This is a genomic window from Lysobacter sp. P5_B9, from assembly GCF_054049835.1.
Genome location: NZ_JBFULP010000002.1, coordinates 159122 through 183475, shown reverse-complemented (window position 1 = coordinate 183475; position 24354 = coordinate 159122). Strand labels below are relative to the sequence as shown.

The 24354-nt window shown below is 64.0% G+C and carries 22 protein-coding genes and 1 tRNA gene; 12 read left to right on the top strand and 11 right to left on the bottom strand.

Annotated features, from left to right (window positions below; translation table 11 throughout):
* The first annotated feature begins 25 nt into the window (after positions 1-25).
* The 7 genes from ACXJJ9_RS05960 to ACXJJ9_RS05930 all read left to right on the top strand — a co-directional run bounded on the left by ACXJJ9_RS05960 (position 26) and on the right by ACXJJ9_RS05930 (position 7928).
* A complete protein-coding gene (locus tag ACXJJ9_RS05960) occupies positions 26-1138 on the top strand; it encodes a hypothetical protein (protein WP_457096305.1) in 1113 nt (370 codons plus the stop codon).
* 84 nt (positions 1139-1222) lie between these two features.
* Positions 1223-1582: a helix-turn-helix transcriptional regulator gene (locus ACXJJ9_RS05955; RefSeq protein ID WP_457096304.1), complete on the top strand. Its 360-nt coding sequence runs from the start codon at positions 1223-1225 to the stop codon at positions 1580-1582.
* Positions 1583-1596: 14 nt separating this feature from the next.
* Positions 1597-1971, top strand: coding sequence for a hypothetical protein (locus ACXJJ9_RS05950; protein WP_457096303.1), 375 nt, complete (start codon positions 1597-1599; stop codon positions 1969-1971).
* A gap of 1 nt (position 1972) precedes the next feature.
* Positions 1973-3403, top strand: coding sequence for a DUF3987 domain-containing protein (locus ACXJJ9_RS05945; protein ID WP_457096302.1), 1431 nt, complete (start codon positions 1973-1975; stop codon positions 3401-3403).
* Positions 3404-3437: 34 nt separating this feature from the next.
* Entirely contained in the window at positions 3438-3671 is a 234-nt protein-coding gene (locus tag ACXJJ9_RS05940) for a hypothetical protein (RefSeq protein WP_457096301.1), read from the top strand.
* Positions 3668-4663, top strand: a complete 996-nt coding sequence (locus ACXJJ9_RS05935) for a GTP pyrophosphokinase (RefSeq protein ID WP_457096300.1) — start codon at positions 3668-3670, stop codon at positions 4661-4663. The genes ACXJJ9_RS05940 and ACXJJ9_RS05935 overlap by 4 nt, the downstream gene beginning before the upstream one ends.
* A 370-nt stretch (positions 4664-5033) precedes the next feature.
* On the top strand, positions 5034-7928 hold the full coding sequence (locus ACXJJ9_RS05930; protein ID WP_457096299.1) for a UvrD-helicase domain-containing protein: 2895 nt from the start codon (positions 5034-5036) through the stop codon (positions 7926-7928).
* A gap of 180 nt (positions 7929-8108) precedes the next feature.
* On the opposite strand, the gene ACXJJ9_RS05925 is transcribed toward ACXJJ9_RS05930, so the two are convergent.
* Positions 8109-9227, bottom strand: coding sequence for a hypothetical protein (locus ACXJJ9_RS05925; RefSeq protein ID WP_457096298.1), 1119 nt, complete (start codon positions 9225-9227; stop codon positions 8109-8111).
* A 482-nt stretch (positions 9228-9709) separates the two neighbouring features.
* Between ACXJJ9_RS05925 and ACXJJ9_RS05920 the strand changes: the two genes are divergently transcribed.
* The gene (locus tag ACXJJ9_RS05920) at positions 9710-9976 is read left to right on the top strand and encodes a hypothetical protein (RefSeq protein ID WP_457096297.1); all 267 of its coding nucleotides are present in this window, start codon (positions 9710-9712) and stop codon (positions 9974-9976) included.
* Positions 9977-10113: 137 nt separating this feature from the next.
* Here the strand turns inward: ACXJJ9_RS05920 and ACXJJ9_RS05915 are convergent, their stop codons facing one another.
* From ACXJJ9_RS05915 to dtd, 6 genes are all read right to left on the bottom strand, one after another.
* The gene (locus tag ACXJJ9_RS05915) at positions 10114-11325 is read right to left on the bottom strand and encodes a tyrosine-type recombinase/integrase (protein ID WP_457096296.1); all 1212 of its coding nucleotides are present in this window, start codon (positions 11323-11325) and stop codon (positions 10114-10116) included.
* A gap of 177 nt (positions 11326-11502) precedes the next feature.
* Positions 11503-11578 (bottom strand) — tRNA-Ile (locus ACXJJ9_RS05910).
* 174 nt (positions 11579-11752) lie between these two features.
* The gene (locus ACXJJ9_RS05905; RefSeq protein ID WP_457096295.1) at positions 11753-12133 is read right to left on the bottom strand and encodes an EF-hand domain-containing protein; all 381 of its coding nucleotides are present in this window, start codon (positions 12131-12133) and stop codon (positions 11753-11755) included.
* Between the two features lie 15 nt (positions 12134-12148).
* Positions 12149-12619, bottom strand: coding sequence for an RT0821/Lpp0805 family surface protein (locus ACXJJ9_RS05900; protein ID WP_457096294.1), 471 nt, complete (start codon positions 12617-12619; stop codon positions 12149-12151).
* 192 nt (positions 12620-12811) lie between these two features.
* Positions 12812-14671, bottom strand: a complete 1860-nt coding sequence (gene rpoD / locus ACXJJ9_RS05895) for an RNA polymerase sigma factor RpoD (protein WP_457096293.1) — start codon at positions 14669-14671, stop codon at positions 12812-12814.
* A 156-nt stretch (positions 14672-14827) separates the two neighbouring features.
* Positions 14828-15268, bottom strand: coding sequence for a D-aminoacyl-tRNA deacylase (gene dtd, locus ACXJJ9_RS05890; protein ID WP_457096292.1), 441 nt, complete (start codon positions 15266-15268; stop codon positions 14828-14830).
* 159 nt (positions 15269-15427) lie between these two features.
* Here dtd and ACXJJ9_RS05885 point away from each other — a divergent pair, with 159 nt between their 5' ends.
* Genes ACXJJ9_RS05885 through ACXJJ9_RS05875 form a run of 3 tightly spaced genes read left to right on the top strand, consistent with a single transcriptional unit; the run spans position 15428 to position 18381 of the window.
* Positions 15428-16357 carry a lauroyl acyltransferase gene (locus tag ACXJJ9_RS05885; protein ID WP_457096291.1) on the top strand — a complete coding sequence of 310 codons (930 nt, stop codon included), beginning with the start codon at positions 15428-15430 and terminating at the stop codon, positions 16355-16357.
* A complete protein-coding gene (locus ACXJJ9_RS05880) occupies positions 16354-16878 on the top strand; it encodes a PH domain-containing protein (protein WP_457096290.1) in 525 nt (174 codons plus the stop codon). The genes ACXJJ9_RS05885 and ACXJJ9_RS05880 overlap by 4 nt, the downstream gene beginning before the upstream one ends.
* A gap of 30 nt (positions 16879-16908) precedes the next feature.
* Positions 16909-18381, top strand: a complete 1473-nt coding sequence (locus ACXJJ9_RS05875; protein ID WP_457096589.1) for a PH domain-containing protein — start codon at positions 16909-16911, stop codon at positions 18379-18381.
* A gap of 7 nt (positions 18382-18388) precedes the next feature.
* On the opposite strand, the gene ACXJJ9_RS05870 is transcribed toward ACXJJ9_RS05875, so the two are convergent.
* Complete coding sequence (locus tag ACXJJ9_RS05870) at positions 18389-19441, bottom strand: CDP-glycerol glycerophosphotransferase family protein (RefSeq protein WP_457096588.1); 1053 nt, start codon at positions 19439-19441, stop codon at positions 18389-18391.
* Positions 19442-19466: 25 nt separating this feature from the next.
* On the opposite strand from ACXJJ9_RS05870, the gene ACXJJ9_RS05865 reads away from it, so the two are divergent.
* Positions 19467-20225: a glycosyltransferase family 2 protein gene (locus ACXJJ9_RS05865; RefSeq protein ID WP_457096289.1), complete on the top strand. Its 759-nt coding sequence runs from the start codon at positions 19467-19469 to the stop codon at positions 20223-20225.
* Positions 20226-20271: 46 nt separating this feature from the next.
* Here the strand turns inward: ACXJJ9_RS05865 and ACXJJ9_RS05860 are convergent, their stop codons facing one another.
* From ACXJJ9_RS05860 to fmt, 3 genes are all read right to left on the bottom strand, one after another.
* A complete protein-coding gene (locus ACXJJ9_RS05860; protein WP_457096288.1) occupies positions 20272-21969 on the bottom strand; it encodes an ArnT family glycosyltransferase in 1698 nt (565 codons plus the stop codon).
* A gap of 78 nt (positions 21970-22047) precedes the next feature.
* Positions 22048-23361 carry a 16S rRNA (cytosine(967)-C(5))-methyltransferase RsmB gene (gene rsmB / locus ACXJJ9_RS05855; protein ID WP_457096287.1) on the bottom strand — a complete coding sequence of 438 codons (1314 nt, stop codon included), beginning with the start codon at positions 23359-23361 and terminating at the stop codon, positions 22048-22050.
* Positions 23358-24278 carry a methionyl-tRNA formyltransferase gene (gene fmt / locus ACXJJ9_RS05850; protein ID WP_457096587.1) on the bottom strand — a complete coding sequence of 307 codons (921 nt, stop codon included), beginning with the start codon at positions 24276-24278 and terminating at the stop codon, positions 23358-23360. The genes rsmB and fmt overlap by 4 nt, the downstream gene beginning before the upstream one ends.
* Between the last annotated feature and the right edge of the window lie 76 nt (positions 24279-24354).

The following is a 24354-nucleotide window of genomic DNA, read 5'->3' as shown; positions in this document are numbered from 1 at the left end:
CATTGCCGGCCGCCCACAACGTTCAATGTCACTCGATGACCTCCGCTTTAGCCACAGCGAACAAGATTTCCAGCCACTAGGTGAGTGGGCGAAAAGACTGTCGGTTCCCGCTAAGACACTCCTGCACCATGGCTCGCAGGGCGATCTTCGGCTGTTCACCTTGCCGCCGCGCGAATTCCCGCCGCGCGAAGTGGACTACTACTCCGTCCACGAGGATTTCGTCGGTAACGCGGATGTCTCGCTTCCCTACGAAGCTCAACCCATTTCCATGCCGGAACCGGGCGTGATGGGTTTGGTAGTGCCAAACGACGACCTTGGTGAACTGGCCGCGGGACGAAGGGTTGAGCTGAAGTTATTCAGCGCGATCATTCGTAAGCAGACCATTTGGGGAAACATCATCCAGCCAATCGCGGGGCGTCTAGGCAGCAGCCTTCGGCCGGAGGGTTGGCGCATCGCGGGGTATAAGAGGATCACATCCGCAGAGCAAGGAGCCTGGGATGTCCATTCCCCAGTCGTGGTCAAAATCGCCGCAGTAAATATCTACGCGAGAGACGTAGATGTCGAAGAATTCGTCTCCAGATTGAGGTCGTATCAGTTTATTGCTGACGTCTTTCTGGGCGATCGCATGGTTGACGAGCTACCTCCCTATGTATCCGGAAAGCTCAGGGAACTGATCGATGCGAATAGCCTCTTCTGGCGTAACGCCGAGGGAATCGACGCGCCCGAAAGGGAGAGGCGTAGAGGCGAGGTTTTGAAGTACTTCAAAGAAGACTTCTTAGGGCTCTGCGACAAAAAAACGAACCCAACATCGCTTCTCAAATTTGCCGCAAGCGCATGTGATCCCGCGCTAGTCCCTGCATCGCAACAACTTCTCTCAACGTCAGTCACTCCAGCCATGCTCGCGTTGCTGACTGCAGCAAAGCTGTATTGGTCAGCTCATTGCAAATATGGGCAAACGCGCGAAACCTACCCAGACCAAGAAGCGCTACTGAGCTTTCTGCGATTCATGGGCCTGCAAGAAGGCAACACTGCCGCCTCTGGTCGCACCCTGATTCGGCCAGAGGGAGTTCCCACGCCCGCGCCGCAGAAAGATTGGCTAACCACAGTCAAGCTAAAGCGTCAATGGTTAGGGCGCTAACGATTTCAGATCAATCTCGGAACAACCAGGATTCGCGTCGTTGCAAGGGCCCTGCAACGCCCAACCAATCCTGGAGAACCGAAAATGAAACTGAAGACGAATCGTCTCGCCAAGGCTCCTGAAGCCGGGCGGACGCAGGACGTCCCGGGCTTTCGCTGGCCCGTTGACCACCACCCCCTCTGCGCCGCTGATCCGCTGCTGGAAATGATTGATTTCAGCCACCCAGATATGGAGCGCCGCCTGCGCGCGAAACGTGTCTGGGAATTCCTGGACGAGGGCAAGAGCACGTTCTACGCACGTATGAACGCGGACGACGCCAGCTACGACCCGCTGTTCCCGCAGCCCATCCCCACGTCCTCGACCGGCAAAGGTCCCAAGCGCTGGAAGCTCGGCGCGGTCATTGCCTGGCTGCGCGCGTGCGAAGCCGCAGCTCACAACTCCTAATCAAGGAACGAACTATGAAGACTGACAACACCCTCGCCGCCAAGAGCGGCGAGGCTAAGCAAACACGCGCTGAGAAAGCTATCCGCCTGCTGATGACGACGGCCGGCAACCCCTTCAACCAGAAATTGGAGGAGTTCAAGACCTTCTACCCCGCTGTGATCACTGCCAAGCGCAACGGAATGAAGAGCAAGCAGATCATCAAGATCCTGGCCGAAGCCGGATTGAAGCTCTACCCGGCGCTCTTTGAAAAGTTGGTGAACGCCATGGCACGGGAGGCGGACGCGAAGATGTGCGCTCTCTGCGGCCAGGCCGTCATCGGGCAGATCGGCCAGCCTGACGGCGAGACCAGTCTCGATGAGAGCCGCGCTTGTTCCGTGGAGAACACCTGACATGTCCAAGTGGATGACTTCTTTCATGCATTGGGACTGCTACGCCCAGCTGCCTCAGTGGGGGAACATGCCGTTCCCCCTCTTTCAAGATGCTGTGAACGAGACAGCACAAGCTACCCAAGCACCTATCAAGATGGTGACCCATTGCGCGGCGAATGCAGCCTTTTCCGCCGTCCAGGGCTTGGGTGACCTGCAGCGACCGGACGGGGGCATTGCGCCCCTTAGCAATATCTCCCTGATCGTTGGGGAGACGGGTGAACGCAAGTCAACCGTCGACGCCTGCTTCTTCGTGGAAATCTACAAGTTCGGAGATGACCCAAGTAGTTCATCTGATCAAGCTGTCGAGCACAACGTGCGAATGAAGGTCTGGCGCCTGAAAGAAAAAACGCTTGAGAAGCAACTGGCGGCGTCCCCCGACGATGATGTCGCCGGCCTAAAACGCCTGATGGATGCCTTCAAGGGACATGCCCGGCAACGGCCCCGTCAAAAGGCCACGTTTTTGTACCAGGACACTTCGCTTACGTCGCTCAAGCTTGGCTTGGCAGCCTTTCCATCGGCGTGCGTGCACTCAACGGAGGGCATGAGCATCCTGGAGGGACCACTATTCGAGGAGCAGGGCCTGCTGTGCAGTCTCTACAGTGGCGAGCCGCACAGGTACAACCGCTGGGGTAAGAACATCGTTCTCAAGGACAAGCGCCTTTGCGTGTCTGCTCACTCCCAGCCCAAGCGTACCTTTCGATTCCTTGCGACCGTGGGCGAAGATTTCAGGGACTCCGGCCTGGCGGCCCGCATGACGGTTTGCCTGTTGAAGTCCACGCAATCCACGCAAGGGTACCGGGTGCACGATTCGATTGAGATCCCGACTACCTCCCGCGATCGTTTCAACGACCGTGTTCGCTATCTCTTGAAGATCTCTGAGCGTGCGGCAAGGCGCGATGGCTTCCGACGACGGAAGATCAGGTTCTCGCCCAATGTTGCGCGAGAGTATCTGGAATACGCTAACTGGATCGAACGTGAAATGCGGCCCAACGGGAAGTTCCAATTCGCACGCGACTACGCCAATCGCCTTGCGGACAAGGTCGGGCGGCTCTCGGCAACGCTTCACATGTTCGAGGATTTCGAAGGAGACATCGGACTCGATACCTTCATGGCAGCGCGCGCGTTCTACACCGAAGAGACCAACGACTTTCTGTTTTTGTTCAACTACCTGCCATCGGAGCAGTTTCTCGCCGACCAATTGGTGAAATGGCTTCGACAACAGCAGATCAAGCCCGGTGAAATTGGGCTCAAAAAATCCCACATCCAGCAGTGTGGTCCCGCAGGTCTTCGGAAGAAGGCGACGTTGGACCCCGCACTCGGCCTGCTCGAACAACAAGGAGTGTTGCACCTGCAGACCTTCAATAATTGGCGAGTTCGCGGATTTGTACTTTGATGAACCTTCGGCGAAGGACGCCTTCGAAGACTACATGGCTGCGAACGACTTTCCGCTGCAGCAGGTTCAGAAGGATCTCGCGGACATTCAAGCCAATCTTCGATTCCGGCGCGTCGTCTTTCCTCGTGACATCAAGTTGACGGCGCCGGCTGAAAGCTTCGGAGACATGGTGACGCTCGAAACGATTGAGGGTGATCCCGATCCTAACGGGCAGGTTCCGGAATGGACCCGCATCACTGTAAAGGGCAGGATTCAGACACAAACATGAGCGAGTCCGAATTCATTCGCCGCTGGAACGAAGAAAAGCCCCGGTATGAAGCCTGGGGCTATTTTGTCGTCGCGGAAATGAAGGCGTCGCTCACCCAGCGTCTTGGTAGCGAGTCAGCAGTTGAGTACTTTCTCAAAATTCCTCCTAAGCCTCGCGTCAAGGATACTGCTTCGTTGGTTGACAAAGCGTACAACCGAAGCAAGCCGTATGCAGACCCCTACAACGACATTACCGATAAGGTCGGCGTTCGCTTTGTAGTTCTCTTGAACGACGAGGTAAGGCTCGTTGAAGAATTGCTTTGTGCGAATGCCGCATGGGTTGCGCGCAAAGACAAGGACTACGAAGCAGAACGGGAAAGAGATCCTTGGGCGTTCACGTACCAATCGCTCCATTACGTCGTATTCGCCAAGCAAGACATCGAAGTGGGTGGGACTCTGGTGGCTGCGAATACGCCTTGCGAAGTCCAGATAAGGACATTACTGCAGCACGCTCATAGCGAGCTCTCGCATCCAAATATTTATAAGCCGAGGGTGACTGCCTCGTCTGACATGGTGCGAGCGGCTGCCAGAAGCATGGCCTTGATTGAAACGGCTGACGAATACTTCGATCAAGTTGCCCAGAAGACACGAGAGAACGACCGCCCCCTGGAGGAGGCCAAGCAGTCACTCGATGCAGCCTACCGTAAACATACCGGCCAGGAACCCGAGTCTGCCAAGTCGAATACTTTCATTGTCGATGCTTTGCTAGAGCTAATAGGCGACAACCTTGATGGGCGGCTCGACGATCTAGTTGCATCAGATGCCTATATCGTTGACAGGATTAGACAAAGGGTTGCTCAGAAGAGCTTGTACCGGCAGTCGGCGATTTTGCTCCTGTATTTGCTCATCAAGCGAAGGCCCGCTGAACTCATTGAGAAGTGGCCAATGCCAGCAACCGATCTACGGCCGCTCTTTGTCGATCTGGGCGTGGCATTTCCTGCAGCTGGCCGCTAACCCTTCCAGCCACTCGTTTCGCCGGGGATCCATATGGGAACTCCCAATCTCGATAGAGACTCATGATCGAGCGTTCATCAGCCCCTCGAATTAGGGCGCCGCAAATGGGTAGCACCCTCGCGATCTCGCTGCAATGATGGAGCGTCCATCAACATCGTCGCACCTGGGAATAGCCGTCGTACACCAAGACGGTGATCCGGGAGTGATAACGGCATTCGAAGATGGAAAATGGCGAGTCACGTTTTGTAGCGGATACCAAGGCAATTTCCCAACCGAGAGCGCTAGGGATCGGGAGGTCTTTGTCTGGTTTCCGTCCGAACCCATCGCCGGAGTCATAGGGCAGGAATTGCCACTGGAAGGAAAGCTGGGATTGCTTTCCAAGCTGGTTGGGATGATCGAGGAATACAAGTATCAGGACAGTCGCGATGCATGGACCGCGGCCGACTGCGCCGATTGGTTTCCGTCGCAGGCGTTGGAGGCAGTGATTCTCCAGCGAGAGGCGCCACGAATTGCCCGGCAAAGGGCCGAACTGAAGGCAAACATACTCGGCTTGCTAGAAGAGCTTGAGGTTAAGCAGGCGCGTCGGCTTTACGATGATGCGGGGGCTGCGGCCTGGTGGCCGGAGCTGCAGTTCGCTCAGCTGATTGCGCGTACCGACGCTGTACGCAAGGTTGCTGACGTGTATGTCGCCGGTTCGCTGCAAGAGCTCGATGTGCTTGTGCGCCAACTGGTTGATGCCGACTTGGTGGACCCCGAAGAACTCGCTCACATCAAGTTACCTAAAGTCCAACTGCGCATGGCGCGCTTGGGCATGCCGCTTGACGAAGAGCAGCTCCTCGCTTGTGCTCGCCCCGAACAACATCGCTTGATCCGCGCACGCGCCGGGTCTGGCAAGACCCGCACCTTGGCCGCGCATGCGGCATTGACTATTCACGACGAAGCGCTCGAGCCCGACCAGGTGCTCATTCTGGCCTTCAACAAGAAGGCTGCGAACGAGATCGGCGATCGTGTCCGCGGCGCGGCTGGGATCGATCAGTTCCGAAACGCCCGTACCTTCCATAGTCTCGCTTGGCAGCTTGCAGACCATGCCGGGCGAGAGCTGATCTTCGATGATGGCAACTTGGCGCCATCACGTCGCAAACAGACTGGGTTCGTGGAGCGGCTCATCGGGTCGATCATGAACCCCGCCTTCCGCGAACGACTCTATGAGTTCTTCCGTCGGGAGCTGGAGCAGTTGGATCGACTCGGCTCCAATCTGTCGAAGGAAGAGTACGTTGCCTACCGTAGGTCCATGGCGGACTACACGCTGGGCGGTGAGACGGTCAAATCCAATGGCGAGAAGTTCATCGCCGACTTCTTGTTCGAGCACGGCATCGCGCACAAGTACGAAAAGGTCTGGTCTTGGGACAAGCAGGATCGGCTGCATGGTACGGCCTATCGTCCTGATTTTTCGATCATCGGTGACGGCTGCGATGTCATCCTGGAGCACTGGGCGATCGACCCAAATGATCCTTGCGCGCATGTCCCGGACTGGTGGGACACCAGCACGCAGAACTACTTGGACCAGATCAAAGCTAAGCGGAAGTTCTGGGCGCAACGCGGCGTGGCGCTCGTTGAAACACATGCCGGCATGCTGGCCGGCGGGCGCGTGGCGTTCGAGGCTTCGCTGCAGGCTTTGCTGGAGCGCGCCGGTATCCGCTGCCAGAAGCTGGGACATGATGAGCTGGTCCGGCGGGTCGCCGAGGCACCAAGAACCGTCTCGAGGATGGCCGAACTGTTCCTGCAGTTCATCTCGCGGGCGAAGAAGCGCGGCTGGGCGGTAGACGACATGGCCAGAGTCGTGCGGGACGAGCCTGACCCCGAGCCTCGCAATCGCGCTTTCCACGAGCTGGCCGTGCATGCCTATGCCGCTTACGAGCGGCGACTGGTCGAACAGTCGGCGATGGATTTCGACGATCTGTTGATCTCCGCCGCTGAGTGCGTGAGGGAAGGCGGTGGTGCGGCGCGCCTACAACTGGACAAATCAGACTCCATCGCTATTCGCGACCTGCGCTGGATCCTTATCGACGAGTTTCAGGACTTCTCCGAGTTGTACTACCGGTTGATCAACGCGATCCTTGAGGCGAACCCATCGATTCGTTTGGTTGCGGTAGGCGACGACTGGCAGGCCATCAACGGTTTCGCGGGTGCACAGCTGACCTTTTTCAACCGCTTTGAGGGTTACTTCCCTAGCGCCGGTGCAGCGATCATCTCCACAAATCGCCGTTCGGGAAGGGCCATCGTAGGTGCCGGCAATCAGCTCATGGAAGGACGAGGTGAGCCAGCACTCGCACACCACGGTTTTGATGGTGACGTCGATGTGGTGGCAATCGACAAAACTTGGCCTGAGGATGGGTCGATTTACCTTGCGGCGGCCACGACGGTTCGCGACGATGGTGGGAAAAGCGTCAATTGGGAACTTGCAAGGGCACTGAAGGCGTGCGCTGACTACGTCGCGAAGTCTATCTACCCGAATGCAACGCAAAGTTCGCGTTGGATGCCATCGGTGTTGTTGCTGGCGCGTACAGGTCGTGCCTATGGCGCGACGTTGGCCGAGTTCGGTAGTCGGCTCGAACAGGTCCTGCGCCAACATCCGGACCTGCAGGTCCTTGCGAATGACTTCGCCCTAGGAAAAATGGCGTCCGATTTAGATGCCGGGACCGCTCTGATCGAGGTCATGACCGCCCACAAGGCCAAGGGGAAGGAAGCCGACACGGTTATCGTGCTGGAGGCCGTGCTGCGGCAGTTCCCCAAGGTGCACGCCGACAATCAACTCTTCGGCCCGTTTGGCGTCACTGCAGAGGACGTGCTGGCAGAGGAGCGTCGGTTGTTCTATGTCGCAGCCACCCGGGCTGAGCATCGCCTGATGTTTCTCACTGAAACAGCCAAGGAGTCGCCGTATCTTGAAGCCATGCGGGGAAGCCACTTGGCTGGCAGGCAGGCCCGCGGCAAAGGTGTGCAACTCAGCGCCGAAGCACAGGCTCTGAAGGCACATCTTGACCGGATCGACCGGGAATCGCTGATCAGGCAGAACGTCTCGCAACACGCCGGATCGGTTTGGGAACGACTAGCCGGACTGGGCCCGCCCGAAGTTGGATATTCCCTCTCCCGGGATCTGTGCGCAGAGCTGGCTTGGCCGGAGCACAAGCCACCGGTTGCCATTCTCACTGGTCGGCATAGAACTCAAGCTGCTCGTTGGCGGCTGGAGGGCTGGGAAGTCCACTGAACAAATCTCGATTGGCAGACAGAACGATCTGCGCACGCTGGAACAGGAATGCAAGTTGACCACCATGCACGAGCTTCGAAGGTCCGACCGGGCGAGCTGCCTGTCCAATCGCAACTATGAGGTTGGCCAGCGGAACGCCGGCGTTCGCCGGCATCCCTAGTGCACGGAGTTGAACCTCCGTCAGCTGCGATTACGCTGGACGTTGATCCGAGCGAATAGCTGCCCGGCCGCCTGGCGCGCGGCGGCATCGGCGTCGCTCGCGAGCGGGTTCAAGTCGATGCCCTCGTCGCCGCCAACGTAGGCAGGTCCTCCTATGTCATCGTCGTAGGGCGTGCCGTCCTCGTTGATAGCTTCGTACCGGTCCTGACTCAGGTCGTCCTCCAGCAGGCGGGACAGATGCATCCACACCCACGCCTGCTCGTCTTGCTCGCCATGGTCGAGGATCAACTCGCGCATTGCGCCGGTGTCGCCTTCCTGAGCGGCGACCGTGAGCCAATAGCGCACCTTCTCTCCATCCCCGTGCTCGCCCGCGATCTCGACCATGCTCATCGGATCCATTTCATCCGAAGGCGATCGCTCGAGAACCGCTGGGTCGCCGTAGCGTTCGGCCGTTTCCATTAGCGCGCGAATGTCTCCGCCCCGGGCCGAGGCAAGCAGGTGGTGGCGGTGCTTTTCTATCACGCGCAGTCCGTTGGCCTCGACATCTACGAAGCTCACGAACGGACTCGTCCATGTCCCCTCGCGCTTTACTTGCCTCCTCATTCGCTCTTCTTCATCGCCAAACAGCACCGCCTCGGACTCGAGCAGCTTCGCGATGGCCAAGTGCGCGGCCGGCGCCCCGCGCTGAGCCGCACCCTCTAGGCCTTCCAGCAGCAACCGCTGGTGTTGGAAGTAGAGGCCCATGTCCCCGTGCGCGGGTTCGACTACCTGTGTCCATACCCACTCGTACCAGTCGGGGCCATCTTCGTGCTCTTCGACCGCCGCGATCAGCGCTTCGAACCGCACCGGCGCGTAGCCGGCGTCGCGCAGAAAAAGAGGCAGCCCCTCGACGACCCGCTCGCACGCTTCCGCAGGAAGGCCGAGCTCTCGGCAGCGGGCCCGCATAGCCCCCGAGTCGGGATCGATACCGGTGAGGCTAAACGGCACGTCGCACCAGGCCGCGTCGTGCTGGAACGCGGCATGGGTGGGGTAGCCCACGGCGGCGGCGAGCAGCTCGTGGACATGGCTGCGCTTGAGTGAAGTAACGCCGCGTGCCTGGAGGAACGCGTGCGCACGGTAGGCCTGTTCTTTGATGGTCATGACTCGCCCTCGATGGCCAAGCCGATCCGGGTCAGGCGCACACGTTTAAATCCCCGGCAGCCGGGCCAGAAGTCGAATCGATCTAGGGATAAGGCCTGTTTTTGCTCGTGTGCAAGCAAGGCGGGCGCCTGAGGCAGTCTAGTCCCAGTAGCGACCGATTCCAACCGCTGCGGCCACATTCGGCCAATAGCGGACACCTGCATGCCTTTGGTGATCTAGCTACTTAGGGGCGGAGACTGGGGCGAGCCCTGCGCCACCAGTCTCACGTCTGGGCCGTTGGCGTTGACGGCCTGCAGAGGGCGCGACAAGTGCCGATCCGAGAACGCACGAATCGCGCAACGCGAAATCAACGAAATGTCTGAAATCGGCCTCAACAAGCCCCGTTGAGGCGTCTATAGGCCTTCCAGACGCATCTAGCGTTTCTTGTAAAGAACGAGCGGGCAGGCACTTCGCATGTCCTAAATCCACTCTAGGAGCTCGTTTTGAACACGATCAGCCAGTTCAATCACTCGATCGACGACAGCCGTGATGCACCTGTCTCGTGGGGGCGGTTCAAGTACTTCACTCGCAAGCCCGGAATGCGGAACCCGATCGTGCCGTTGGCACTGGCATATGCCGTCTACACAGACTGCGAGTACCAGTCGGTAAACATCCGCGAGGCCATCCGAAAGGCGCGAGCACTCGGCTTCGAGGTGTCCACGTTATCGGCCTACGAGGCGCGCCAGGCAGAACGTCGCTGGGGCCGCTGAGGTGACACGCTCCCGGCGGCAGGCGCCGGGAGCCTTCTGGCTACACTCGGCCCCGAGAATCTGCCTTGGGTCGATAACTGTTGTAGAGGAAAGCCTTGACCCACTTGAAGCCACTCGCGCTAAGAGGCCCCAATCGGTCATACGGCCTTCCGAATAATTGGCACAACGTTGTCGTTAAGCCTCAGGCCGTCCAAGTAGTCTGCCCACGCCTGCATCATCTTCTTGCGCTCTGTTAAATGTGCGGTTCGGTTGTATGCGCGCCCCAGCGGGTCCCGCACCGCGTGCGCCAATTGGTGCTCAATGTAGTCGGGTCGAAAAGCCAGAACCTCATCGAGGACCGTCCGAGCCATGGCCCGGAATCCATGCCCGGTGATCGTTTCCCCGTTGAAGCCCATGTAACGCAAAGCGGCGTTGATGGTGTTCTCGCTCATTGGTCGCTTTGCGCTCCTGACCCCAGGGAAGACGAATTCGCTTCGACTGGTGAGAGGTCGCAGATCTTCCAGGATCTCTTTCGCTTGAAATGGGAGCGGAACGATGTGCGGTGTCCCCGTCTTGCTGGCGGTGAAACGCCACTCCGCTGTGCCCAGATCAATATCCACCCACCGCGCTTTCCGCAGCTCCCCTGGGCGGACGAACAGCATGGGGGCCAATTTCAAAGCCGCCAAAGTAACGGGGGATCCACGGTAGGAATGCATCGCCCGAAGCAAGTCGCCGATCTTCGCGGGATCGGTCACGCTGGCGAAATGCTTCGTCTGCGGCTGCTCGAGCGCCCCAGACAGATCGTCTGCTGGATTGCTCTGGGCACGACCCGTCGCGATCGCGTATCGGAATACGCGACCGGCTAGCGATCGGGCCCGATGGGCTGTCTCCACCACGCCCCGCTTCTCTAGTTTTCGTAGCGAGGCCAGCAACAGCGGCGCCGTCAGGTCGGTAATGGGTATGCCGCCGACGGCCGCCATGTCCTTCTCAATCAGTCGGCGCTCGCGCTTCACGGACCCGGGGCTCAAACCTTCCTTCGCCCGCTTGAGCAGTAGCTCGGCCGCGATCGCGCCGAACGTCGTCTCTACCCGCTCGATGTTCGCAGCTCGCTCGATCTTGGCGGCGAGTGATGGATTACCCCCACCCTTTACCAAGGCGCGTAGGCGATCTCGTTCGGCGCGCGCCTCCGCCAGTCCCATCGCCGGGTATTCCGCCATCGTGATGATGCTTGGTTTGCCGGCGTAGCGATATCGATATCGCCAGACCTTCGAACCGCTAGGCCGGACTTCGATGCACAAGCCATTGGTATCCGCGAGGCGGTATGCGCGCTCGCGCGGCTTGAGTGTGCGCAGCTTGGTGTCGGTGAGCATGTGAGTCAGCCATTTGTGAGTCAGCCGACCCGCGGCCAGCCCTCTGACTCACAGCGTGACTCACTTTTCTTCCGGATTCAATCGGATAGGCCAGGACGATAGCGGACAAAAAACCCCGCACTTTGCGGGGTTTATGGCCGAATCCTGGACTTGCTTGGACAATGCTGGACGCTTATGTGGTGGGCCCACCAGGACTCGAACCTGGAACCAAAGGATTATGAGTCCTCTGCTCTAACCATTGAGCTATAGGCCCGCTGCAGGACGCAGATGATACGGGCTGGCGTCGCGGTGGAGAAACCCATCGCGCTCGAGGCGGATTGCCGGCGTTCGCCCTGGCCGCACGAGGGCCGCCGGCTCGGCGGCACGAGCGTTGGCGAAAACGACGACGGCCGCCGAGGCGGCCGTCGCGGGCAGGAATTCCGGGGACTCATTTTCCGCGCTTGGATTCCTCGCGATCGATCACGCCATCGCCGTTGGCATCCATCACCTTGAAATCGTTGTCGCTGAAGGCGGCGATCTCCCCGAGTACGAGGGACGCGTCGTGGTTGGCGTCGATGACGTCGAACTTGCTCGGGTCGCGGGCAGTGGCGACCTCGGCGCGGCTGAGCTTGCCGTCGCGATCAACGTCGTAGAGCAGCACCAGCTCCGTGACGAAACCGTCGTACTCGGCCCGGGCGATCTTGCCATCGTGGTTGGTGTCGGCGGCGTCGAAACGGTCAGGCGCCGGGTCGGGGGTCACCTGCGCCATGGCGGATGCCGCCAGCGCTAGCGCGGCCACGCCGAAGGTGATTCGCATGAACTTGTTCATCGTTGCTCGCTCCGGTCAGGACGCATCCCATTGGCCATTGGATTTCTTGCAGGCGGTGCCGCTGGTCTCGTCGACCTGCTGGCCGCCCACGGTCAGGCCACGGCGGAAATCGCGGCATATGCGGCCATCGGACATCTGCTTGGTGTTGAGCGCGACGAAATAGCCGGACTCGTTGGTGCGCGCATCCGTCCACGTCACTTTCTGTCCGGAGGCCGCATTGTTGAGCGCGCGCTGCGCGGCGTCCTTTTCGTACTCGGACTTGGCGTGCTTCTTGAACATGTGGTTGCCGATGAAACCGCCGGCGACCGCGCCGGCCGCGGTCATCAGCACCTTGCCGGTGCCGCTCCCGAACATGTTGCCGACCAGGCCACCGACCACCGCGCCCGCTACGACGGAGCCGGTTTGCTTCTGCGTCGTGCGTGTGCCCGGATCGCTGGCGCACGCCGCCAAGGCGAGCGCAATGCACAAGGCGAGGATTCGTTTCATGATCGTTTCCCGGGTATGCGCCCCGGCCCATCCGGGGTCACTGAGGAGTGAAACGCACACTGCCACGCGTCTCCGGCCATGCTCTCGCCAGTGCGCGTTAACAGCGCGTGAGGAGCACGGTCGGTGCGTCGCCAGAAAAGCGAAGGCCCGCACATGGCGGGCCTTCGGGTGTCGCACGTGGACGAGCGCAGATCAGTCGATATCGAGGAAGCTGCGCAGCTGTTCCGAACGGCTCGGGTGGCGCAGCTTGCGCAGCGCCTTGGCTTCGATCTGGCGGATGCGCTCGCGGGTGACGTCGAACTGTTTGCCGACTTCTTCCAGCGTGTGGTCGGTGTTCATGTCGATGCCGAAGCGCATGCGCAGCACCTTGGCTTCCCGCGGAGTCAGGCCGGCGAGCACGTCGCGCACGGTTTCCGACAGGTTGATGTTGGTGGTCGCATCCACCGGGGACTCCACATTGGTGTCCTCGATGAAGTCGCCCAGGTGCGAATCCTCGTCGTCGCCGATCGGGGTTTCCATGGAGATCGGTTCCTTCGCGATCTTCATGACCTTGCGGATCTTGTCTTCCGGCATGTCCATTTCCTTGGCCAGCTCCTCCGGCGTGGCCTCGCGGCCGTACTGCTGGAGCATCTGGCGGGAAATGCGGTTGAGCTTGTTGATCGTCTCGATCATGTGCACCGGGATGCGGATGGTGCGCGCCTGGTCGGCGATCGAGCGGGTGATGGCCTGGCGGATCCACCAGGTCGCATAGGTCGAGAACTTGTAGCCGCGACGGTATTCGAACTTGTCGACCGCCTTCATCAGGCCGATGTTGCCTTCCTGGATCAGGTCGAGGAACTGCAGGCCGCGGTTGGTGTACTTCTTGGCGATCGAGATCACCAGGCGCAGGTTGGCCTCGACCATTTCCTTCTTCGCCTTGCGCGCCTTGGCTTCGCCATAGGCCATCGCGCGGCTGATTTCCTTCATGTCCGCCAGGGTCAGAAAGTTCACCTGCTCGATGGCGATGGTCGCTTCCTGCTCGGAAATGATCTGGTCCTTGACGTCGCGCAGGCCCGACGACCACTTCTGCTTGCGCTTGAGCACGTCGTCGACCCAACCGAGGTTGGTCTGGTTGCCTTCCCACGCGCGGATGAAATCCTTGCGCGGCATGCGGGCGACGCGCGTGGACAGGTCGAGGATGCGGCGCTCGTGCTCCTTGATCTTGTTCTGCACGTCGCGCAGGTTCCGGACCAGCGTGTCGGTCAGGCCAAGCGGCAGCTTGAGGGTGACGAAGACTTCCGCCATTTCCTCGCGCGCCTTGAGCACGCTCTTGTGGCTCGGGCCGTGCTTGGCATAGGCCTTCTCGAAGCGGCCATAGGCCTCGGCGATCTTGCCCATGCGCTCGGCGACTTCGGCCGGATCCGGACCGGTTGGGCCCTCTTCCGCGGCTTCTTCGTCGGCACCGGCGACTTCGACTTCTTCATCTTCCTCGTCGGCGTCGACTTCAGCGGCCACGACCGGCACGGGCTCGGGTTCGGGCTCTGCGTCGAGGAAACCGACCACGATTTCGGCCAGGCGCTTCTTGCCGGTCTTGTGGGTCTCGTAGTCGGCGAGGATGTGGGCGATCGTGGCCGGGAACGAAGCCAGCGCGGCCTGCATCTGGTTCAGGCCTTCCTCGATGCGCTTGGCGATGGCGATTTCGCCTTCGCGCGTCAGCAGCTCGACGGTGCCCATCTCGCGCATGTACATGCGCACCGGGTCGGTGGTGCGGCCACCTTCGCCATCGAGCGCGGTCAGCGCCGCGGCGGCTTCTTCGGCAGCGGTTTCATCGACCTCGCGGCCACCGCCGGCGGCTTCGCCAGCGAGCAGCAGGGTTTCGGCGTCGGGCGCAACTTCATGCACCTCGATGCCCATGCCGTTGATCATGCCGATGATGTCTTCGATCTGCTCCGCATCGACGAGGTCGTCGGGCAGGTGATCGTTGACTTCGGCGTAGGTCAGGTAGCCCTGTTCCAGGCCCTTGCTGATGAGCTGCTTGATGTCGGACTGAGGCGCCGGACGTTCGTTGGCCATGGAGTGGACACCGGGAGGGGTACTAAGGGAACCAAGCATTATACCAGCGGAAGCGGGTACTGCCCGGTCAGAAACGCCTGGTCCCTGCAAGTCGCCGCGCGCCGCCCGGCTCGCAGCATCAGGAGTCGGCGGCGCCTCGGACCCATCGGCTTCGGCTTACGCCTTGAGCAGGAAAGTCACGGGGCCGTCGTTGACCAGGCTGATCACCATATGGGCGCCGAACCGCCCGGTTTCCACCCCGGGTGCGTGCTTTTGCCGACACGTTGACAGCAGCCGGTTGAACACGGGTTCAGCCAGCCCGGGCTCCGCCGCGGTGGAGAAGCCCGGACGCATGCCGCTCGCGGTATCGGCGGCGAGGGTGAACTGGCTGACCAGCAGCAGGCCGCCACCGGTCTCGGCCAGGCCGAGGTTCATCCGCCCCTGGGCGTCGGCGAAGACGCGGTAGCCGAGCAGGCGGTCGGCCATGCGCGCGACCTGCGCATCGCCGTCGCCAGGCTCGACCCCCACCAGGGCCAGCAGGCCGGGACCAATGGCGCCGACGATTTCACCGTCGACGGTGACACGGGCTTCGGTGACGCGCTGGATCAGGGCAAGCATGGGCGGAGATCGCGAATGGGATCCGGGAATCGTACGGGCTAAGCGCGGGCTTCCCGATCGCGCTCCCCAAAATCGCGCTCCCCAAATACGGCACGGGTGGATCGCCGCGAGTGGATCGCCACGGGTTGATCGCGCGGAGCGGCGGCTACACTGAATGCGATGGCCGACTTCCTCGCCCGCTTCCTCTACTTCTGCGCCGCGCTCCTCGCCCGCCTGCCCTGGCCCTGGCTGATGCGCCTGGGCGACGGCGTCGCGACGCTCATGCTGCGCCGGGATTCGCGCGAGGCGCGGGTGGCACGCCGCAACCTCGAACTCATCGAGCCGGGCCTGCTTCCGGCGCAACGCGAGGAACTGCAGCAACGCATCGTGCGCACCACCGCACGCCAGGCGATCGAGACGCTGCGGTTCTGGACGCGGCCGCACACCGAGAATCTCGGGCTGATCCGGGAGCACCACGGCGTTGAATTGTTCGATGCGGCGATCAGTGCCGGCCGCGGCGTGATCGTCGCCGCGCCGCATTACGGCAACTGGGAACTGCTGAACCAGTGGCTCGCCTCCCACACGCCGCTCGCGATCCTGTACGCCCCGCCGGAATCGGAGATCGGCGACGCCTTCCTGCGCCGCGTCCGCGCCGACGACGCCAACGCGCACCGCGTGACGCAGGTGCGCGCGGAAGGTCCGGGCGTGCGCCAGCTGTTCAAGATCCTCAAGGACGGCGGCGTGGTCGGCATCCTGCCCGACCAGCAGCCCAAGCAGGGCGACGGCGAGTTCGCCCCGTTCTTCGGCGTGCCCGCGCTGACGATGACGCTGCTGGGACGCCTGGCAAACCGTACTGGCGCCGCGGTGATGTTCGCCTACTGCGAGCGCATCGACGGCGGCCGCGAGGGTCGCCCCGCGTTTGCCCTGCATATCGATGCCGCGCCGGAAGCCGTTGCCGACGCCGACCCTGTGATCGCGGTGACCGCGCTCAACAGCGCACTCGAACGCATTGCGCGGCGCGATCCGAGCCAGTACCAATGGACCTACAAGCGCTACACGCTGCGGCCGTCCGGGCGCGGTGAGGACAATCCGTACCGCGGAATCCGATGACTATGGAAGCAGCTCCGATGGAGATCGACACTGCCACCTTGGACAACTCGGATTGGCAGCCACTGCCCGCGCGCGCGCGCCTGCTGTTTGCCGTTTCGCGCACCGGCGTGGCGCTGCCGGTGGCGGTGGCCGGATTCGTCGTGTTCCGCCTGGTGGGGCTGCCGGCCATCGTGGGTGGGATCGCCGCCGCGGTAATGGCGGGCGCACTCGCGCTGTGGCTGGGCGTCCGCCAGTTCCGCCACGTCGCATGGCGGCTCGATTCGACGGGCCTTGCGATACGGCGCGGCCGCCTGTTCCAGCGCGAGACCCGCGTGCCGGCCACCCGCGTGCAGCACCTCGACCTCAAGCGCGGGCCGTGGCAGCGCAGGCGCCGGCTCGCCACGCTGGTGGTGCACACCGCGGGCACGCGGCACAGCGCGGTGACGCTGGCGTACCTGGACGAAGCCGATGCCGAACGCCTGCGCGACACCCTCGGCCGGCAGATCGACCGCGATGACGACGACGGCCCGCAGGGCGCCTGAACTCCGCCAACGCGGCCCATGACCGTGCCCATGACCGACGTCGCCCACGCCAGCCATCGCCTTCACCCGATGTCCTGGCTGTTCGCGTTGCTGCAGCAGCTCAGGCAATTCGTCGTGCCCTTGGTCGCGGCATTCTTCTTCGGCGGGGACCGCAATGAGCTGTGGCCGCTGATCGGCGTCGGCGTGCTCGCCCTGGTATCGGTATGGCGCTATTTCACGTATCGCTATGGCTTCAGCGACGAGGCGCTGATCGTGCGCAGCGGTGTGCTCGAACGCAGCGTGCGGGTCATTCCGTTCGCGCGCATCCACAACGTCGCCCTGCAGCAGTCGCTGCTGCACCGCATGTTCGGTGTCGCCGAGGTGCGGCTGGAATCCGCGGGTGGGCAGAAGCCGGAAGCGGAAATGCGCGTGCTCAAGCTGGCCGATGCACTGGCGCTGGAGACCCTCGTGCGCCGGCGCGGTGTCCATGCCGGACCGGGCATCCAGGCGCCTGCGACGGCCGCGCCGCTGCTCACGCTGCCCCCTGGCGAAGTCATCCGCCTCGGCATGATCTCGAACCGCGGCCTGATCGTCGTCGGCGCCGCGATCGGCGGCCTCTCGCAATACAGCCCGCGGATGCTGCCCAACCTGCTGGAGCGCTGGGGCCAATGGCTCCTGGGCTGGGCTTCGCAAAATGGCATGCAGGGATCCGTGCACGTCGCCGTGGCCGGCATCAGCCTCGCCCTGGTCGCGATCGTGCTGCTGCGCCTGTTCTCGATCCTGCTCGCGCTGCTGCAATACCACGGCTTCATCCTGAGCGAGAGCGGCCGCCGCCTCACGGTGGAACGCGGCCTGCTTGCACGCTGGCGCACCAGCGCTTCGCGCCGGCGCATCCAGGCATGGACGTTGCGCGAGAACGTCATGCACCGCCTGCTCGGTCGACGCAGCCTCGACATCGACACGGCCGTGGCCGAACAGCACAACCAGCAGCGCGCGCTGCGAGAGCTCGCGCCGGTGGCGACGCCGGCCGCATGCGACTCGCTCATCGAACACCTGCTGCCGCATTCGGCGTGGGCGCGGCTCGAATGGCGGCCGCAGCCGCGTAACGCATGGTGGCGGCTCGCGCTTCCCGGCCTGCCCATCGCGTTGCTGCTGATGGCGCTGGCCGCCTGGGGCCTGGGATGGTGGGGATTGCTGGCCCTGCTGTGGCTGCCCTGGTCCGGGTATGTCGCCCGCCGACATGTCCGCGCCGCCGGCTACGCCGTCAACGACGAGCTGGTTGCCGTGCGCGAAGGCTGGTGGAGCCGCCACTGGCGCTTCGCCGAACTCGACAAACTGCAGGCACTGCAGCTCACGCGCAATCCCCTCGACCGGCGCTGCGGGACGGCCACGCTGTGGCTGGACACGGCCGGCGCGGGCACGACGTCTCCGCCGCTGCGCATCCGGTTCCTGCCGGACGCCGAAGCGCGCGCACTGTGCGAGCAGCTGTCACGCACCCTGGCGCAACGTCCGCTGCGCTGGTAGCGACGGTTCAGCGCCCCCAGTACCCCAGCTCGCGACGGATCTGCAGGCGGCGCCACAGCGACGAGAGCGGCTTGTTTCGCAGCGTGCCCAGTTGTCCGGCCAGCAGCGCGTCGGTCGCGGCGATGACCCGTTCCGACGAACGACCATCGCGCCAGGGGTGGATCGCATCGGCGTAGTCGGCCAATGCCCCCTGCAGGCGCGCATCCGGGGCGAAGGCCTGCGCGAGCATCTCCGGCAACCGCGAAGGCTCGGCGAAGTCGAGCATGTGCGGCTTCGGTGCGCGGTTGCGGAAGGTCAACACGGGTTTGCGTTGCACGACGAACTCCGAGACCACCGACGTCGTGTCCGCCAGCAGCACGTCGGCGGCGCGCTCCGCGGCGACCAGCTGCTCGGTTTCGATGAAGGCCGCGTTCGCGCCGGCGAGAGCGCGATAGCGCGCGAACAGTTCCGGCGGGCACTTCGGGTGCAGGGTCAGCAGCCAATAGCGATCGCCGCGTGCGACCTCGGCCGCGATCGCGTCGAGCAGGTGCGGCGCGGCGCTGAGCCGTTCGGTGAACGTGGAGGCGAACATCACCAGCGGACGCCCACCCGCCGGCGCGCGCAGGGCCGCCGCACTGCCGTCATCGTCGCGGAACAGTGGATCGAGCTTGGGCCAGCCGGTTTCGACGACCGCGAAATGCCGTTCGCGCGCCGCCAGCGCGCGGAATGGCTCCGTCGTCGCCGGTCCCTGCGTGCAGTACAGATCGAACAGGCCGCGCACGCGGAAGTGGCCACGCTCGTTGGAACGCTTCTCCACATTGAAACCATGGAAAAGCTGGACCTTGGCGCCATCCACGAACGTCGGCACCCAGTTGGCGGCGCTGAACACCGCCCGCGGCCTGAGCGCGACGGCTTCCCGCATTCCCACCATCCGCACCGGTGCCGGCAGCGTCGATCCCGCGGCGCCGTCCACGAACCACGCGTGCACGCCGTGCCCCAAGGCTTGCAGCGCATCCGCCAGCGGCTGCAGGATGGGCAGCGCATAGCGCTCGGTCGCGAACAACAGGTAATCCGCCATCACTACTTCCCAGACCCGTTCGGCGCGCGTGCCGATTTCCGCGTGCATTATCACGTTCAACGAGGCCGACCGCATTGGCGACTGCCTCGCCTCGCTCGCGTTCTGCGACGAGATCGTGGTGGTCGACTCGCATTCGACCGATGCCACGCGCGCGATCGCCGAGTCGCTGGGTGCACGCGTGATTGCGCGGCCGTTCGACGGTTTCCGCAGCCAGAAACAGTTCGCGATCGAACAGGCCACCCACGACTGGGTCCTGTGCCTGGACGCCGACGAGCGCGTCAGCGCGGAGTTGCGTGCGGCGATCGAGGCGGAGCGCGCGGGCGGCTTCACCACCGCGGCCGGTTACCGTTTCGCCCGGCTGAGCGAGTATTTCGGCAAGTTCCTGCGCCACGGCAACGCCTATCCGGACCGCGTCCTGCGCCTGTTCGACCGCCGCCGCGGCGGCTGGCGCGGCACGCGCGAAGTGCATGAGGCGGCGAGCGTGGAAGGCGAAGTCCGCACGATCAGGGGCGACCTGATCCACTACCCCTATCGCTCACTCGAGCAGCAACTGGCGAAGACGCAGCGCTACGCAAGGATGATGGCCGAGCACGACTTCGCCCGCGGCAAGCGCGCCACGCTGGGCAAGCTGGTACTCGCGCCGGCGTGGCGGTTCTGGCGCGGCTACGTGCTGCGCGGCGGCTTCCTCGACGGCTGGCATGGGCTGGTCTATGCCTATGTACGCGCCAACTATGTGCGGCAGAAGACCGTCATGCTGTGGCTGCTGCAGAACGGCCGGCCGCTGTAGCGCACCGCCTGCTGCGCGGCGGCGCGGTCGCCCGACAACGTCCCGTTCAATCCCCGTCGGTGTCCTGCAGGTCGTTGTCCGTGATCACGCAACCGGGCACCACGGCCGTGGCCGGCACCAGCCACCAGATCCGGCGGTTGGAGCGACCGCCGAGCATGACCTTGCTGCGGTCGATGCATTTCGACATCGCCGGTTCCTGCACCAGCAGCCAGCGCTGCCGAGGGGCCTGCCGCTGCCAGGCCACGCCGCGCCGGAGCTGCTCGCCGATCGGCACCTTGAAGCCGAACGTCATCGCTGGCCGCCGCGACATCAGCAGGATCTGCTCCTTCCAGGCAACGAGGCCAAGCTGCGCATCCGGGGCGAGGCGACCGTCGATCTCGGCCATCAGGCCAGTCGCGGAGCTGGACGGATTCAGCAGCGGATAGGCGACCAGGCCATACAGCACCCAGATGAAGGTGAGCGTCGACAGCAGCACCGCGATCGGGCGGCGCAGGCCGAACCACAGCAGGCTGCCCAACCCGCCCGCCCCCATCGCCAGCAGCATCCAGCCAAACGGCGCCGCATCGCGCTGCAGGCCGCGCTCGCCGATCAGTTTGTCCACGAAACCGGTATGACCCAGCAGCATGGCCAGCCCGACACCCGTCATCGCCAGGGTGAACGCAAGTGCGAATCCGAGTGCCAGTCGTCGCGCCCACAACTTGCGCACGATGCCCGGCAGCAACGGCGCGAGCGCGAGGCAGGCCATCGGCAGCGTCGGCATGATGTAGACGTCGCGCTTGCCGTGGGGAAACGAGAAGAACAGGACGACCAATACCCACCACGCCAATGGCAGCAGGTAGCGCGCATCGCGTCGCTGCAGGCGCCGCTTCCATGCCGGCAGCGCCCACGGCAATGCCAGCAGGGGAGGCAGCCACATCGTCAGCATCACGCCGATGAAGTACCAGGGCGGATGCGGATGGTCCCAGGATCGCGTGTAACGCCCCGCGGTCTGGCGGAACAGGATGTCTTCCAGGTAGGCGCGGTAGGCCGGGTCCGGATGGTGCAACGCCGTGGTCACCATGGGCACCAGCCATAGCGACATCGCGACCACCAGCGCCAACGGGCCGAGCAGCAGGCGCCAGTCGCGCCGATGCACGCGGGCCCCTGCCCAGCCGCGGGTCGCCGCGAAAATCGCCGGCGCCAGCATCAGCAGCGCGAGCACCCCGACGCCCTTCGTGATGGTGCCCACGCCCGCCGCGAACCAGGCCAGCGTCCACATGCGCCAGTCCGGCCCGCGCAGGAAGTGGCGGATCAGGCCGTAGTTGGCGAGGGTGATCCAGAACATCACCGTCGGATCGATCTGCGCCTTCTTCGCCTGGTAGGTGAACTGCAATGCGAACAGCAGCGCATAGCCGGCATACAGGCCGACGCGGCGCGTCCACAGCCGCTTGCCCAGGTCGACCACGCACCACAGGGTGCCCAGCGCGGCGAGCAGGGAGGGCAGCAGGAACGCCACGCGCCAGTTGCCGAACAGCGAGTAGGCCAGCGCCTGCAGCCACATGAACGTCGGCGGCTTGTCCGAATACAGCTCGGCACCGCGGTGCGGGAACAACCACTCGCCGCTCTCGATCATGTGCTTGGCAACGAGCGCGAAGCGCGGTTCGTCGGCGGGCCACGGATCGCGCAGGCCAAGGCCGGCACCGAGCACCAGCACGGCGAGGATCCAGAACATCCAGGTTTCGCGGGATCGGTTCGTTTTCAGCATGCGCGGATCATAGTCGGGCGATGTCGGGTTCTTGTCGGTTGCGCCTGTGCAGGTCCGTCCTGCGCAGACCCGGGAGCGTCAAGCTGCCTTGCGCAGGCGGGCGTAGTAGAAGCCATCACCGCCCCGCTCGCCGGGCAGGCGCTGCCGGCCCGCGCCGCCCCGTTCGAATGGGCTGGCGTGGTCGCCGAACTCCTCGTCCAGCGCATCGGCGGTGGCATCCGGCGTGCGCGCCAGGAACGCCGCGACCTGCTGTTCGTTCTCCGCCTTGAGTACCGAACAGGTGGCATACACCAGCACTCCACCCGGCGCGAGCGTCGTCCACAACGCATCCAGCAGCCGCGCCTGGGTGGCGAGCAATGGCGCCAGGTCGGTTTCGCGCCGATGTAGCAGCACGTCGGGTTGGCGCCGCACGATGCCCGTCGCCGAGCACGGCGCGTCGATCAGCACGGCGTCGAGTGGCGTGCCATCCCACCAGCTTTCCAGGCGGGTCGCGTCGGCAGCGAGCAGGCGCGCGCCGGCGCCGACCCGTACCCGCGCGAAGGTGCCGCGCACCCGCTCCAGTCGGGAGGCATCCACATCCAGCGCGATCAGGCGCAGCGCGGGATCCCGCTCCAGCAGATGCGCCGACTTTCCGCCCGGCGCGGCGCAGGCGTCGAGCACGCGCGCACCGGGCACCAGCGGCAACGCATCGGCGACGCGCTGCGCGGACAGGTCCTGCACCGACACCGCGCCCTCGGCGAAGCCCGGCAACTGGGCGACGGCGAGACTGGCATCGAGGCGCAGCGCATCGGCGGCGGTGTCATCGACGTGCGATGCAATGCCGGCGTCGAGCAGGCACTGGCGGTAGGCATCGCGCGACTGCTGCAGCCGGTTCACGCGCAACCACAAGGGCGGCATCTGCGCGCTGGCTTCGAGGATGCGCGCGTGCTCCTGCGGCCAGTCCTGTTGCAGGCGCTTTCGCAGCCACTGCGGCCAATGCGCGGCGGGATCGCCGGACGGCAGGCCATCGCGTTGCGCGCGGCGCAGCAGCGCGTTGACCATGCCTGCCTGGTGGGCGCGGCCCAGCGATCGCGCGGCTTCCACCGTCGAGGCGACCGCGGCGTGCGCAGGCAAGGCCAGCGGATCGAGCTGGGCGAAGCCGACGTACAGCAGCGCGCGCAGTTCGTCGTCGCGCCGGCCCAGCGGACGCGGAATCCATGCCTTCAATGCGCCCTCGAAACGCGATGGATGGCGCAGCACCGCGAAGCAGATCGCCTCGACCAGGGCGCGATCACGCGTGTCGCCCAGCGTCGACAAGTGCGCGGACAGCTCGGCCTTGAGCGAACGGCCGCGATGCAGCACGGCGTCGAGCACACGCGCCGCCACGACCCGCGACGCGGCACCGCTGCTCACGCGCCCCTCAGGTCAGGACGGCCGTTGAGGTAGTCGGCGGCGCTGATAGCCTTGCCGCCTTCCCGCTGCAGCACGCGGATGCGCAGGACGCCTTCGCCGCAGGCGACATCGAGTCCGTCGCGGCCCGCGCGCAGCAGGGTGCCGGGCGCGGCGTCGTGGCGTTCCGGCAGCGCCACCGCGCCGTGCAGGCGCAGGCGCTCGCCGGCGACGATCGCCTCGGCCATCGGCCAGGGATTGAACGCACGCACTTTATTGGCGAGCACGCCCGCCGCTTGCGACCAGTCGAACCGGGCTTCGGCCTTGTCGAGCTTGTGCGCGTAGGTGACGCCCACGTCGGGCTGCGGCCGCGGGTGCGGACGGACGCCGGCGCGCAGCAGTCCCAGGCCATCGGCGAGGACCTGCGCGCCCAGCGCGGCGAGGCGATCATGCAACTGGCCGCCGCCCTCGTCCGCGCCGATCTCCAGCGCCTGCGACAGCAGCACCGGCCCGGTGTCGAGGCCCTTCTCCATCTGCATCAGGCACACGCCCGATTCGCGGTCGCCCGCTTCGATCGCGCGCTGGATCGGCGCGGCGCCGCGCCAGCGCGGCAGCAGCGAGGCGTGCACGTTCCAGCAACCGTAGGTCGGAATGTCGAGCACCGACTGCGGCAGGATCAGGCCGTAGGCAACAACGATCATGAGGTCCGGCTTCAATGCCCGCAGCGCGTCCTTCGACACGACCGGTTTGAAGTTCTCCGGCTGCACCACCTCGATGCCGCGCAGCAGCGCCTCGCGCTTGACCGGCGAGGGCGTCAGTTCGCGGCCGCGGCCCGCGGGGCGGTCGGGCTGGGTGTAGACCGCGACCACTTCATTGCGTTGCGCGGCGGCGCGCAGGCTGGGCACGGCGAAATCCGGCGTGCCGGCGAAGACGATTCTCAGAGTCATGGGTAACCCGTAGGGTGCGATAAGCGAAGCGCCTTGCACCTTCGCCCGACAACACGAACTTCATCTGCGG

Excerpts from the sequence above, each read along its gene's own strand:
- rpoD (WP_457096293.1), bottom strand. The coding sequence starts at position 14,671 with ATGGCCAACGAACGTCCGGCGCCTCAGTCCGACATCAAGCAGCTCATC.
- ACXJJ9_RS05880 (WP_457096290.1), top strand. The coding sequence starts at position 16,354 with ATGACTATGGAAGCAGCTCCGATGGAGATCGACACTGCCACCTTGGAC.
- ACXJJ9_RS05960 (WP_457096305.1), top strand. The coding sequence starts at position 26 with ATGTCACTCGATGACCTCCGCTTTAGCCACAGCGAACAAGATTTCCAG.
- ACXJJ9_RS05925 (WP_457096298.1), bottom strand. The coding sequence starts at position 9,227 with ATGACCATCAAAGAACAGGCCTACCGTGCGCACGCGTTCCTCCAGGCA.
- ACXJJ9_RS05955 (WP_457096304.1), top strand. The coding sequence starts at position 1,223 with ATGAAACTGAAGACGAATCGTCTCGCCAAGGCTCCTGAAGCCGGGCGG.
- dtd (WP_457096292.1), bottom strand. The coding sequence starts at position 15,268 with ATGCTTGCCCTGATCCAGCGCGTCACCGAAGCCCGTGTCACCGTCGAC.
- ACXJJ9_RS05900 (WP_457096294.1), bottom strand. The coding sequence starts at position 12,619 with ATGAAACGAATCCTCGCCTTGTGCATTGCGCTCGCCTTGGCGGCGTGC.
- ACXJJ9_RS05915 (WP_457096296.1), bottom strand. The coding sequence starts at position 11,325 with ATGCTCACCGACACCAAGCTGCGCACACTCAAGCCGCGCGAGCGCGCA.
- ACXJJ9_RS05935 (WP_457096300.1), top strand. The coding sequence starts at position 3,668 with ATGAGCGAGTCCGAATTCATTCGCCGCTGGAACGAAGAAAAGCCCCGG.
- ACXJJ9_RS05875 (WP_457096589.1), top strand. The coding sequence starts at position 16,909 with ATGACCGACGTCGCCCACGCCAGCCATCGCCTTCACCCGATGTCCTGG.
- ACXJJ9_RS05905 (WP_457096295.1), bottom strand. The coding sequence starts at position 12,133 with ATGAACAAGTTCATGCGAATCACCTTCGGCGTGGCCGCGCTAGCGCTG.
- ACXJJ9_RS05950 (WP_457096303.1), top strand. The coding sequence starts at position 1,597 with ATGAAGACTGACAACACCCTCGCCGCCAAGAGCGGCGAGGCTAAGCAA.
- ACXJJ9_RS05860 (WP_457096288.1), bottom strand. The coding sequence starts at position 21,969 with ATGCTGAAAACGAACCGATCCCGCGAAACCTGGATGTTCTGGATCCTC.
- ACXJJ9_RS05945 (WP_457096302.1), top strand. The coding sequence starts at position 1,973 with ATGTCCAAGTGGATGACTTCTTTCATGCATTGGGACTGCTACGCCCAG.
- ACXJJ9_RS05885 (WP_457096291.1), top strand. The coding sequence starts at position 15,428 with ATGGCCGACTTCCTCGCCCGCTTCCTCTACTTCTGCGCCGCGCTCCTC.
- ACXJJ9_RS05940 (WP_457096301.1), top strand. The coding sequence starts at position 3,438 with ATGGCTGCGAACGACTTTCCGCTGCAGCAGGTTCAGAAGGATCTCGCG.